This window comes from Algiphilus sp. (assembly GCF_023145115.1).
GTDB lineage: Bacteria > Pseudomonadota > Gammaproteobacteria > Nevskiales > Nevskiaceae > Algiphilus.
This window is the reverse complement of the sequence record NZ_JAGLEJ010000001.1, coordinates 117,985-130,058: the sequence shown is the minus strand read 5'-3', so window position 1 is coordinate 130,058 and position 12,074 is coordinate 117,985. Positions and strand designations below refer to the sequence as shown.

The following is a 12,074-nucleotide window of genomic DNA, read 5'->3' as shown; positions in this document are numbered from 1 at the left end:
TCGGTCGCGGAGCCTGTGAGCAGCGCAGTGTCGGCCGCGCCGCGCGTCACCGGGGCGGTCGCGCGATCGACGGCAGCCGCGGACCCGACCGGTGGGGTCGCGCGCGTCCGAATCAGCCGAGGAACAGCGGCCTGAGCCAGCCGGCGACCTGCTCGGCGCTCTCCCAGATGCCCATTTCGTCGCCGAACAGCACGACCAGCTGGAACACGCCGACCATGGCGCCGAGTGCGGCGCCGACCGCGATGAGGATCCATTCATCCTGCTCGAAGGCGGGACGCAGCATGCCCTCGAAGTCGCGCGGCGGCAGACCGGCCAGACGCGTGGACAGCGTGTTCTCGAGGTCGAGCGCGTCGTTGGCGTAGTGCTCGATGTGATGGAGCGCGCCGGGCAGGCGCAGCACGATGCCGTCCACCGCCGCCGACTTCATGGCGCGATAGGATTGCGTGCCCACCGTGAACGTGACCATCGGCTTGGCGATGCTGCTCTGCTCGTCGATGGTGCGCTGGACGTGGCGCCCGATGGTGGTGAACACCTTGTCCGAGTAGGGGCCCTTGAGGATGGCCTCGATGATGTTCGCGGGCGTCAGCACCTGCGCGGCGACCAGCTTGCCGAAGTCGTGCGCGACCTCCGGCTGGCGCTTCATGAAGAGGCCCTGGATGCGGAAGGGGCCGACGCGCACGATCTCCTTGGGGTTGAAGATCATCTGCAGCGCCAGCCAGTTGGTGGCGTAGCCCACCATCAGGCCGAAGGCCGGCAGCAGCCACCAGGCCTGGTAGAAGACCCAGACGCCCATCTGCAGGATGCCGAACAGACCGCCGAAGTAGATGCCCGAGCGCGCGATGAACTTGAACTCGGCATGCCCGACCTCGGCGAAGATCTTGTTGAGCAGCGCCTTGTCCTTGGTCAGGTTGGTGATGACCATGTCCTTGAGGTCGTACATCTGATTGATGTTGACCTTGATCTCTTCCATGATCTCGCTGATCACCTCCGGCATGTCCGCCTTCACGCGCTTGTAGATCTGCCGCTTCACGACCTGCGGCAGTGCTTCCCAGAGCGTGGGCTGGTGCTCGCCCATGACCTCGTCGACGATCTCCTCGATCATGGCGTTGAGGGGGCCGTCGAGCTCGCCGGCGATGCGCTCCGCGTCGAGGCGCTCGAACATCTCCTCCTGCGTGATCAGGTGGCGCGTGATGGTGTCCACGCAGACCGCCGCCATGTGCGCGGCGCGGCGCGGGATGATGCCCTGCCAGCCGAGGATGTTCGGCCAGTTGCGCACCTTGATGCCGATGAACTCGATGGGGTGGAACATCATGTAGATGGCCACGACGTTGGTGCCGTATCCCACCACGGCACTGATCACGGGCATCGACAGATAGACCCACGGGTTGGCCAGGAAATCGCTGATGCCGCCTTCCATTGTGCTGGTGTCTCCTCGCTCGGGTGCTGCGGCCCGATGTGTTCGTGTTGTGTGCGACGGGTACCGTGTGCAGTGCCCGCCGGTGCTGCCCGGCTAACGGATGTCGGCCTGCTCGCCCAGCGCCCAGAGGCGCTGTCCCAGTGGCGAAAGGCGCAACGTGAAGCGCTGGATGCGCGCCCGCAGGCGCAGTTCCTCCTCGATGTGCTGCACCGCCTCGCGCACCATGGTCTCGCTCTCCAGGATGCCGTAGCGCTCTCCCAGCGCCCGATCCTCGGGGCCGGCGGTCAGCAGGCCGTCGGCACGCAGGCGCCGGATGTACACCGGCACCTGCTCGCCGAGCATGATGCCGGCCTCGGTGCCGATGCGGCTGGCATTGTCGAGGACGATCACCGGGGTCCGGCCCACCATCGACGCCGCCGCCACATGGCAGGCGGGTGTCGGCGCGCCGTCGGACAGGGCCGCGATGATGCGCGCCTCGTCGCAATGCAGGTCGGCCACCAATCGCTGCAGGAGCTGGTGCTCGGCGTCGTCCCGGCGCTGCTCGAGCGATGCCTGCAGCAGTTGCCGGAGACGGCCGCCCGGGTCGCTGGCGGGATCGGTGCCGGCGTCGGCCGCGGGCTCGTCGAGCTGCTCGAGCCGGCGCTTGAGCCCGTACAGCAGGCGCGACTCGACCATGTGCGCCTGCCGGCGGGCGAAGCCCGTCAGGGACGCGAAGTCGTCCGGAATCAGGCGCCCCCCGTCCTGCGCATCCCTGTCTTCGGGTGGTTGTTCCACGTTGTCCCCTCGCAACCGATCATCGTCGGCCGGTATTGTTCATGACTGCCGCGTCAGACGTTGCTACGATACTTGGCACATTGCCGTCGATCAATGGCAATGTACGCAGTGTTGACGACACACGATATCGGGGTGCGGTTTCGGCACGGATGCGCGTGCCGCCCGCGAGACCGGAGGAGACCGAGACATGGAGGGAGGCAGGAGCCGTCTGGAGACCCGCCTGCACAAGGGCGAGTCGATCGAATTTCTCGACTATGTGGATGCCGGCGCCGTCGACAGGCTCGCCGATCGCGTTGACGGCATCCTGGACGCACAGTCGCACGCGCTCGACGACGCGGCGGGCAAGGCGGTCACGCGTCTCCCCGGTCCGCTGGCGGCCATCACGCGACGCGTCCTGGGCAGCGCATGAGCACGGCGGACGGGCAGGCTGTGCCGGCGCTGGATCTGGCGGTGCGCGCCGAGCGCGAGAAGCTGGCCCGCGTCATCGAGATGCCGGTGGATCAGCTCGGCTGGCTGGACGGTGTCTCGGCGGCCAACATCCAGCGCCTGCGCCAGCGCATCAGTCAGACGCTCTACGACGCGCGCCGCGACCGCTTCCAGCGACTCGAGTGGATCACCCGCTTCCTGCCGGACCGCTACGTCGCGCGGCTCGCGGTCGAGGCGCTCGGTCCGCTGCTGAGCGCGCGCGTGGTCGGCGAGATGGATCCGCTGCGGGCGCGCAACATCGCGCGTCACGTACCCGCCGCATTCGTGGCCGACGTGGCCCCGCACATCGATCCCGCGAAGGTGCAGACCCTGATCCCCCAGCTGCCGGTCGAGCTGGTCCGCGACGCGGCCCTGATCCTGGTCGAGCGGGGCGATTTCGTCACCATGGGGCGCTTCGCGGACGGCCTGTCGTCGCAGGCCCTGCGCGCGGTGATCACCGCCATCGACGACGACGCGGCACTGCTGCGCACGGGGTACCTGCTCGACCGCCGGGACCAGCTCTCGCGCATCGTCCACAACATCGACAACGACCGCATCGCGCGGCTGATGGTGTGCGCCGCCGAGCAGCAGCTGCTGCCCGAGGCGCTGTTCATCATCGAGCACGTCGACGGGGAGCTGAAGGCCCGGCTCGCCGATCTGGTCGGCCGGCAGAGCGAGGCCGTGCTGGACGCGCTGGTCGCGGTCGCCCGGCGCGAGCGCCTGTGGGGTCCGGTGCTGCGCGCCATCGCGCACATGCAGGCGCGGCAGCAGCGCAAGATCGTCAACCTGCCCTCGGTGCGCGACGAGGCGCTGCTCGGGGAGCTGGTCAACACCGCCTACGACGAGGGGCTGCTGCAGCTCGCGCTGCCGCTGACGCGGCTCATGCGCCCCGACTACCGCCGCGCCGTCGCGCACGCCGCACTCCGGCAGGGTGCGGACGTGGCACTGGCCGCGCTGGAAGCCGCGCACGCCGGTGACGCCTGGCCGACGCTGCTCGATCTGGCGCAGCACACCGACCCGGCCGAGCGCGATCTGCTGGCGTCGCTGCCGGTGCTGCGCCGGCGCGAGGTGATCGCCGCGCTGGTACAGGATCTGCGCTCCGAATCGGACACCGCCATCGCCATGGACGTGCTCGCGCGCATGGACGAGCACGGCCGCGCCGCGGTCGCCCGTGCGCTGGCCGCCGATGACGGCTTCCTGCTCGACCTGCTGATCGACCGCGTCGGCGACGATGCCGGGCGACTGGATGCGCTGGTGCGGCTCATGGCGCCGCTGCCGGAAGCCGATCGCAGCCGCATGGCCGCGGTGCTGGCGCGACGCAGCGATGCCGAGCGTGCCGCACTGGACGGCGCAGCACGCGCCGCCGGCGTGCCGGCGCTGACCGCCGATGCCCGCGGCTGAAGCCGCTGGCGGGCTTCGGCGCGCGCGCCTCCGCGCCGGCGTCGCCGGCGCGTATCTGCTGGGCGTGCTCGGCGCCGCTGTCGCGCAGCCGCCCACCGAATCCCAGCGCATTCTCGAGTGCGTGGTCGACAACCTGCCCGATGCAGCGCGGCTCGAATCCGTATCGGTGTCCACGGCGGCGCTGGGCGGCGGCGAAGGCACGCCGCGCGAGATCGAGCTCGACATCGCCGTGCGCAGCCATGAAGGCAATCTCCAGGCGCGGGCACTGGTGCGCGCGCCCGAGGATCTGCGCGGCACGGCCTATCTGTATCGCGCGCGCCGCGACGGCGGTGCCGACATCTACCACCACGCCCCCGACCTCGGGCGCACGCGGCGCATCGCGGGCGCCGATTCCGCCGGGACGGTGTTCGACACGGCCGTGACCTTCTCGGACCTCACCGAGGGCATGCGGACGCTGCGCAGCTCCAGCGTGTCATTGCGGCCGCAGCGCGCCGGCGACCCGGAGAACGTGCGCGAGTTCGTGGTGCTGCCGCCACCCGGCGCGGATCTGCAGCTGTCGCGCATCGAGCTGCGCGTGCGGACCGATGCCTGCGCGGTGGTCGGCGCGCGCGTGTACGGCGCCGGGCGCGAGTTGCTGCGCGAGGCCACGGTGCCGCCGGATGCGCTGCGCCGGGATGCCGACGGGCACTGGTATCCGGCGCGGGTGCGCGTCGCCAATCCCGAGATCGAGCTGGTGAGCGAGATCACGGTCGGGCGCTTCGCCGTCGACACGGGCTTGTCCGGGCGCTGGTTCGAATCGGAAAGCTTTCACCATATGGAATAGCCGCGGCACCGGCGCACCGCGCCGGGGGCGGTACCGACCATCCGCGCCCCGAGACGCGGAGGCACGACAAACAGGGAGGAGGGGACCATCGTGAAGCGCGCCTGCAGGCCTGATCCGCAAAGTGGCAACGCGGTCGCGCCGCCGTCGGCGCCGGCCGCCAGGGCGCTGGCATTCGCCGCGCTGGCAGGGTGCGCGGTGAGCGCGCAGGCCATCGAGTTCGGCTACGGCAGTGGCGAGCGCGCGGTGACCATCGACTGGCAGAACACGCTGTCGCTGGGCGGCGCCGTGCGCACCGAGGCGCGCGATCCGCGGCTGGTCGGCAAGCTCAGCCTGCCCGGCAACCGCGACCTGTGCGCGCCCGACGACTGCATCGGGCTCTCCCGGGGCGCGACCGAGCCCAACGAACGCTTTCTGGCGGCGCCCGGCGGCCTGTCCGCCAACATCGACGACGGCAATCTCAACTACGACCGCGGCGATCTGGTCGCGGCCACCGCGAAGTGGAGCAGCGAGCTGTTCGCGGAGTGGTCCTTCGGCGGCCTCGAGCTGTCCGGCTTCTACTTCTACGATCCGATCAACACCGGCTTCGATCAGGACTACCGCAACATCAAGCTCGACCCCGGTCCCGGGCCCGGCGTGCGCGCCCGGATCGAGCGCCCCGACGAAGTCGAGGAGGACGTCGGGCACAACTGGGTTCTGCGCAACGCCAACGTCTACTTCGACGTGCCGCTGCCCGGTGACCGCGAGGCCCGCGTGCGCATCGGCCGGCAACTCAACGACTGGGGGACCGGCACCGTGGTGATCCGCGGCGGCCTCAACTTCGCCAATCCGGCGTCGGCGAGCGCGGTGGGCATTCCCGGCGCCGAACTGTTCGAGCTCTTCCAGCCGGCGGGCATGGTCAGCGTGCGCACCGCCCTCGACGACCAGTGGAGCCTGGAGGGCTTCTACCAGTACGAGTTCGTGCCGGTGAAGATCCAGGCGCGCGGCTCCTACCTTTCCTTCCTCGACGCCGGCAACCGCGTGGCCCCCGGCGACCACTTCCCGCTGCCCTTCGGCAAGACGCCGCACGACCCGAATCAGCTCCAGACCCCGGCCGACGGTCTGCTGGGCCTGGTCTCGGACACCAGCTTCGCGGCGCTGCGCGGACCCAACGAATACCCCGACGACGGCGGCCAGTTCGCGCTGGCGGCGTTCTACTTCCTCCCCGACCTCGGTCCTGCCGGAACCGAGTTCGGCTTCTACGCGGCCAACTTCCACAGCCGCGTGCCCAGCGCCAGCGCCATCGCCGCCGATGCCTCGTGCACGCGCCGCGAGGGCAATGCTAACAACAACGACACCAGCAATCTGGTCGAATTCCTGGCCGACTGCGGCATACCGGGCGTGGCGACGCCCGGCGAGGACATCGAGGCGCTGCCCATCGACACCGCCAAGGTCTTCCTGGAGTACCCGGAGGACACGCACATGCTCGGCTTCAGCTTCAGCACCGAGCTGTTCAGCACGCTCTTCGAGGGCGAGATCAACTGGCGCCCCAACGAACCGGTGCAGGTCGATCTCGAGGATGTGCTGTTCGCTGCCTTCCAGCCGGTGTTCCCGCGCGAGTCGGTGGTCATCCTGCCGGACATCCTGGAGCCCGCCGCGCCGTTGCTCGACCTGGTGCCGTCGATTCCGGGACTGCCCATCCAGCTGGCCGATCTCGGGCCGGCGACGCTGGCCGACTCGGAGATCGCGATCCCGGACTATCTCACCGCCTACCGCGGCGGCGTGCCCGGCGAGGTGGTTCCCGGTTCGCGCATCCGCGGCTACGAGCGCCTCACCCAGTGGCAGGGCTCGCTGAGCGCGCTGCGCATCCTGGGGCCGGACCGCGTGCTGGGCAGCGACCAGTTCGCGGTGCTGGCCGAGGCCACCGCGGTCTACCTGCCCGGCCTGCCGGGGCGCGACGTGCTGCAGTTCGAGGCCCCCGGGACCAACACGCACGCTTCCCCCGGCATCCGCGAGACCGGCAACGGTCTGCTGATCAATCCGGTGCAGGAAACCGGCCGCTACGTGACCTCGTTCTCGTGGGGCATCCGCGCCTTCTTCTTCCTGCTCTACAACGATGTCGCCATGCCGGGGCTGCAGCTGCGTCCGGCGTTCACGGTCGTGCACGACGTCAAGGGCGTGTCCCCGGGGCTGGCCGAGAACTTCCTGCAGGGGCGCACCTTCCTGGTCGGCAATCTCGAGGCCCAGTACGGGCGCTGGTCGCTCAACCTGGGCTATGCCGACTTCTCGGGCGCCGGTACGCAGAACACCGTCGGCGACCGCAGCTTCGCCAACTTCGCCATTTCCTATGCATTCTGAGCCCGATACCCACGGAGAATCCGCCATGCGCCATCAGCGAGGCTCGGTGTCCTTCTGGATCCTGCTGCTGATCATCATCGTGTCGGCGGCCGCCGGTGGCGCGCTGGTCGCGCTGTGGGTGTTCCGCAACGTCGACGCCCGCCTGCTGCTGGTGGACCAGCCCGCCAGGGTGCGCGTGGTCGACCCCATCAACGTGCGCGCCGCGGTGCTCGACAACCTCGAGATCGCCCTCGACCAGACCATCTCCACCACCGTTCCGGTCAACCAGATGGTCACCATCCCGATCGAGGACACCCTCGACATGGAGGTCGCCTTCGACGGCGAGGTGCCGATCGCGATGGAGGTCCGTGTCAGCGACGAGATCGTCATCGATCAGACCCTCGACGTCGACACCGTCATCGAGGCCAAGGTGCTGGGGGATTGGCACGACCTGCCCATCCGCGGCGAGATCCCGGTCAAGGCCACCGTGCCGGTCGATCTGCTCATCCCGGTCGACGAGCGCGTGCGGCTGAATTTCACCGCGCCGGTCAAGGCGCGCATCCTCGATCCGCTGCGCGTGCCGCTGCGCACCGAGATCGACGCCGACATCCCCATCAAGAGCCGCATGAGCGTGCCGGTGCTCTCGGACATGGAGGCGCGCGTGAACTTCCCGCCGGACGCCATGGACATGATCATCGACTACGCCGATCTGCGCCTGCCGCTGCGCACGCTGTCGCTGGAGCTGGCCGGCGAGGGGCGCGCGCCCGGCGAGGATGACACCGGGGCCGGTCAGTGAGCGAGCCCGAAGCCGCCGCTGCCCGCGATGCGCCGCCGCCGAAGCGGCGCCGGCCCCTGCTGCGCTTGCTGCTGCTGGGCGTGGTCGTGGTGGTCGGCGTCGGCATCGGCGCCGTGGCCGGCTTCGTCATCGCCAGCCGCATCGTCGTCGGGCTGACGCTGGCCGACCAGAAGGCGGCGCTGACCTTTCCGGACAGCCTGTCCGTGGATGTCGCCGTCACCAACATCCTCGACGTGGTGCTCGACGGCACCATCGATGCCAGCGTGCCGGTGGACCAGGAGGTGACGCTGCCGCTGAAGGGGCGCTACCGCACCGAGCTCGACCTGAGCACGCCGGTCGACATCAACATGAACATCGTCTACGACGGCCTCATTCCGGTGAACACGCACGCCGACATCACCGCGCGCGCGCCCTTCAACTTCGAGGACGTGCGCACCTTCCGCGGCATCGTGTTCAACGCGCGCATTCCCATGAACCTGCAGCTGCCGGTGCGCTTCGAGGTGCCGGTGAACCAGACCATCGACTTCCGCTACAAGGGCGAGGTCGTCGCCGGGCTCGACAATGTCGTGGAGGTCCCGCTCAGGACCGTCATCGACACCTCGCTCGACGTCAACGAGCGCGTATCGACCCCGGTGAGCTCCACCTTCGGCATGCGCATGCGCATGCCCGACGACCCGCAGCGCGTGATCATCGACCATGCCGATCTGCGACTGCCGCTGTCGACGCTGCGCCTGGAGGAGAAGCCGGAGAGCGAGGGCCCCGAACGGCAGGCCTCACCCTGGGGGCCGGCGGCACCCTAGACGGCTGCCGCCGGTGCGTCCGCGGGCAGGCCATCTCCCGCGACGCGGATGCCCGAAGCGTCGAGCGCGGCCAGCAACGGTGCGGCGTCGGTGACCGCTTCGGCGTACTGCGCGCCTGCAGCGGCACGCGCGTGGCCATGCAGTCCGAGTACGCGCTCCACCTGCACGGCAGCGCCCGTGGCGGTGAGGTGGGTCTGGCCGGCAGGGTCGTCGATGTCGATGCGGCCCGCGATCTCGCTGCCGTCCGCGGATCGGCCCGCGATGCTGACGCGCACGCGGTGGTGGTCGCCTTCGCCCGGTGCGTACAGCAGGCGTCGCCGCAGCGGCGTGAAGCGCTCGCCATCGATCAGCGACCAGATCCCGGAGCGCACCAGAAACGCCAGCCCGCCGGTCGCCAGCGCATCGTCGAAGGCAATGCGCGTCTTCACGGTGGCAGCGCCGGTCGTCGCCGGCAGGGTCATCAGATCGGGCGTGTCGAACAGCCGCGTGCGCACACGCCGACCACCGTCGAAATCGACCCGCTTCGGGTCGGACAGCGGTGGCCGCATCGCGGGGCGGCCCTGCTCGGTGACGGCGAATGCGGTGCCCAGCTGGTCCATGTAGGCGGTGGAATCGGGGCCGGCGCGGTCGGCGAGGGCGTACAGGACATCCATCTCGATGCGCGAGACCGATGCCATGGCACGCGCCGCGCTCACCGCCAGCGTCGCCGGTACCGCCGCCATCCACGACGAGGCGAACACCACCGGGGCGCGCGGTGCACGCTCCGCCGGCAGTCGCGCCAGACCATCGCGCACCCGCGCGCTCCAGCGCGTGATGTCGATCAGCGCCGTGCCGTGCCGGACGCAGGCGCGCAGCAGTCGGTCGTCCGGGTCGTTGGCCGCGCACAGCACCGCGTCGATCGCGTGGGGCAGACGGTGCAGCGGATCGGCATCGGTCAGATCCACCACCACCCCGCGTGCCGACGGCAGCTCGCGCGCCAATGCGTCGGCGCGCTCGGCGTCGCGTCCGCCGACCAGTAGGTCGATACCCGGATTGCGCTCGGCCAGCAGCCGTGTTGCCTGCGTGCCGACAACGCCGTAGCCGCCGACGACGAGGACCGAGGGTCGGTTACTGGATGCGATGGCCATGCAGTATTCCTCCGTGGGGCCGCTTGCCCGCGGCGAGGCTGGAATAGGTCATTTGACCAACTCAGATAGAATTAGTCAAGTGACCTAATCGCCGCTAGACTGGAAGGCCTCCGCCCCCGAGTACGCCGAATGCCTGCACCGAGCAGCGAAAAGGGCCGCCAGCGCCGCGAGCAGATCCTCGATGCAGCGGCCGCGCTGCTGGTCGAGAGCGGCTACGCGGGCTTCTCGGGTCGCGGAATCGCCGAGCGCCTGGGCATGCGCCTGTCCAATGTGCAGTACTACTTCGCCACGCCGGCCGACATCCTGTCGGCGCTGTTCGCGCGCGAGCTCGAGCGGGCCCGCGCAGCCTTCGACGCGCGACCCGGAGCCGACCTGCAGGCACTGGTGGGGATGCTGCTCGATGCCCAGCACGATGACGCCAATTGCCGCGTGTTCTGGGAGCTCTGGGCGCTCGCGGCGCGCGATCGCGCCATCGCCGACATCATGGAACGCTTCTACCAGCGCTATCGCGACGCCGTGGCGGCGCTCATCGCCGAAGCGCTGCCCGGCGTGGCGGAAGCCACCCGGCGCCGTCGCGCGACGCTCATCGTGGCGATGATCGAGGGGCTGTCCCTGTTCCGCAGCGGTCACGACCGGGCCCTGCGTCGCGAGGCCATCGCCGCCGCAGCCGCGCTGGCGCGCGGTGCGCCGCCTGCCGAGGGGTGAACCGACCCCGTCGCCGCGTGCCGGCAGGGGTCGGCGCGCGACTAGCCGAAGATCACCATGCACTGCGTGCCGCGCGCGACGGCATAGCCGTCCGGGCCGAACAGGGTGACCGTCTGCTGCGTGTAGCCGTCGTGGGCGGCGTCGAGCTTCACGTCGATGACCCATCCGCTCAGCGGCTGCGTCTCGAAGGCGCGGCCGGTGAAGTTCAGCATCCAGGTCATCGTGCTGCCCGGCGTGAAGCGCCGTAGCCAGCTCAGGCCGACGGGCGGCGGGAAGTCGGACAGGGTCAGGAGCTGCGCCAGGCCGGTGCGCTCGGCGTCGTCGTGCAGGCTGAGCCGATAGACGTGCTCGGTATCAGTCGCACCGGACCCCGGGAAGTGGCCCTTCAGCAGCTCCGCCGAGAACTGCCGCAGGAACGGCGGCATGCCGTCGACGAAGGGCATGCGCGTGCCTGTCAGACCGTCCAGCGCGGGCTGGATGAAGTCGTGCGCGACGGCCGATTCCCGCGCGCGCCCGAAGATGCCGACGAACAGCGCCAGTACCTGCTCGCCGTCGACGATGCGTGCCTCGACCTGGCGCGTGTTGCCGCCCGCGCGCAGCAGACGCGCCTCGATGCGCAGGCGGCCGTGCGCAACCGGCGCACACAGCGTGGCCTGCAGCGTGCGGATCGGCAGGTCGTCGCTGAACGGACGCATGGCCTCCGTCGCCAGCGCGGCCTGCACCCCGCCGTAGAGGCTGCGCCCCTGCATCCAGTCTTCGCGTACCTCGGCGGTGAGAGTGCCGTCATCCGCCCGCCGGCAGCCGGCGATGACCGCACTCACCGTCTGGCGCGCGGCGTCGGAGCGGGCGCCGGTGTCCGGCTCGGTTGCAACCATTGCTGTCCCCTTGTGACTCGATGGGGCGTCTGGACCCCGTCAACCATTGTATGCGCGGGCATTCGCCGTGGCCGCCGATTCATGGACGCGCTGCGCGCGTGCGGATTAGGCTTGCGCCCTGTGCCGGAGGACCATGATGGCTGGAATCGTTGATCGCCCGCTGGGGCTCGAAGCGCTGCTGACCGAGACCGAGGATGCCGAATGCGGCGCGCTGGTGGTGTTCGGCGGCACCGTGCGGCGGCACAACCACGGTCGCGAAGTGGTGGACATCGCCTACAGCGCGCATGGGCCGCTGGCCGAGAAGACCCTGGCCGAGATCGAGGCCGAGACGCTGGAGAAGTTCGAAGCGCGCCACTGCAGGCTGGTGCACCGGGTGGGCGAGCTGGCCGTGGGCGACGTCAGCGTCTACGCGGTGGTGCGCGCGGTGCACCGCGGCGAGGCCTTCGAGGCCGCGCGCTACGCGGTCGAGGCCCTCAAGCACCGCGTGGCCATCTGGAAGCACGAGCGCTACAGCGACGGCAGCAGCGCCCATCTCGAGGGCTGCTCGCTGGTCGAACACCACCAGGCGGAGTCCTGAC

General features: G+C 70.0%; 12 protein-coding genes. 8 read left to right on the top strand and 4 right to left on the bottom strand.

Annotated elements, in window-relative coordinates; all coding sequences use genetic code 11:
- Positions 1-112: 112 nt before the first annotated feature.
- Positions 113-1,417, bottom strand: coding sequence for a DUF445 family protein (locus KAH28_RS00555; protein WP_290573848.1), 1,305 nt, complete (start codon positions 1,415-1,417; stop codon positions 113-115).
- Between the two features lie 93 nt (positions 1,418-1,510).
- Positions 1,511-2,191, bottom strand: a complete 681-nt coding sequence (locus KAH28_RS00550) for a hypothetical protein (protein WP_290573847.1) — start codon at positions 2,189-2,191, stop codon at positions 1,511-1,513.
- A gap of 187 nt (positions 2,192-2,378) precedes the next feature.
- On the opposite strand from KAH28_RS00550, the gene KAH28_RS00545 reads away from it, so the two are divergent.
- The 6 genes from KAH28_RS00545 (at position 2,379) to KAH28_RS00520 (ending at position 8,789) form a co-directional block, all read left to right on the top strand.
- Positions 2,379-2,600 (top strand): hypothetical protein, encoded by a 222-nt coding sequence (locus KAH28_RS00545; RefSeq protein ID WP_290573846.1) that lies wholly within the window; start codon positions 2,379-2,381, stop codon positions 2,598-2,600.
- Positions 2,597-4,057, top strand: a complete 1,461-nt coding sequence (locus KAH28_RS00540; RefSeq protein ID WP_290573845.1) for a hypothetical protein — start codon at positions 2,597-2,599, stop codon at positions 4,055-4,057. Before KAH28_RS00545 ends, KAH28_RS00540 begins: the two co-directional genes overlap by 4 nt.
- The gene (locus KAH28_RS00535; RefSeq protein WP_290573844.1) at positions 4,044-4,880 is read left to right on the top strand and encodes an outer membrane lipoprotein-sorting protein; all 837 of its coding nucleotides are present in this window, start codon (positions 4,044-4,046) and stop codon (positions 4,878-4,880) included. The genes KAH28_RS00540 and KAH28_RS00535 overlap by 14 nt, the downstream gene beginning before the upstream one ends.
- Before the next feature lie 90 nt (positions 4,881-4,970).
- Positions 4,971-7,214 carry a DUF1302 family protein gene (locus tag KAH28_RS00530; RefSeq protein WP_290573843.1) on the top strand — a complete coding sequence of 748 codons (2,244 nt, stop codon included), beginning with the start codon at positions 4,971-4,973 and terminating at the stop codon, positions 7,212-7,214.
- Between the two features lie 25 nt (positions 7,215-7,239).
- Entirely contained in the window at positions 7,240-7,989 is a 750-nt protein-coding gene (locus KAH28_RS00525) for a hypothetical protein (protein WP_290573842.1), read from the top strand.
- Positions 7,986-8,789 (top strand): hypothetical protein, encoded by an 804-nt coding sequence (locus tag KAH28_RS00520; RefSeq protein WP_290573841.1) that lies wholly within the window; start codon positions 7,986-7,988, stop codon positions 8,787-8,789. Before KAH28_RS00525 ends, KAH28_RS00520 begins: the two co-directional genes overlap by 4 nt.
- Here the strand turns inward: KAH28_RS00520 and KAH28_RS00515 are convergent.
- Positions 8,786-9,916, bottom strand: a complete 1,131-nt coding sequence (locus KAH28_RS00515) for a saccharopine dehydrogenase NADP-binding domain-containing protein (RefSeq protein ID WP_290573840.1) — start codon at positions 9,914-9,916, stop codon at positions 8,786-8,788. The genes KAH28_RS00520 and KAH28_RS00515 overlap by 4 nt on opposite strands.
- A 129-nt stretch (positions 9,917-10,045) precedes the next feature.
- On the opposite strand from KAH28_RS00515, the gene KAH28_RS00510 reads away from it, so the two are divergent.
- The gene (locus tag KAH28_RS00510; protein ID WP_290573839.1) at positions 10,046-10,621 is read left to right on the top strand and encodes a TetR/AcrR family transcriptional regulator; all 576 of its coding nucleotides are present in this window, start codon (positions 10,046-10,048) and stop codon (positions 10,619-10,621) included.
- Between the two features lie 41 nt (positions 10,622-10,662).
- Here the strand turns inward: KAH28_RS00510 and KAH28_RS00505 are convergent, their stop codons facing one another.
- The gene (locus tag KAH28_RS00505) at positions 10,663-11,496 is read right to left on the bottom strand and encodes a thioesterase family protein (RefSeq protein ID WP_290573838.1); all 834 of its coding nucleotides are present in this window, start codon (positions 11,494-11,496) and stop codon (positions 10,663-10,665) included.
- Positions 11,497-11,632: 136 nt separating this feature from the next.
- On the opposite strand from KAH28_RS00505, the gene KAH28_RS00500 reads away from it, so the two are divergent.
- The gene (locus tag KAH28_RS00500) at positions 11,633-12,073 is read left to right on the top strand and encodes a molybdenum cofactor biosynthesis protein MoaE (RefSeq protein ID WP_290573837.1); all 441 of its coding nucleotides are present in this window, start codon (positions 11,633-11,635) and stop codon (positions 12,071-12,073) included.
- The last annotated feature ends 1 nt before the right edge of the window (position 12,074 follow it).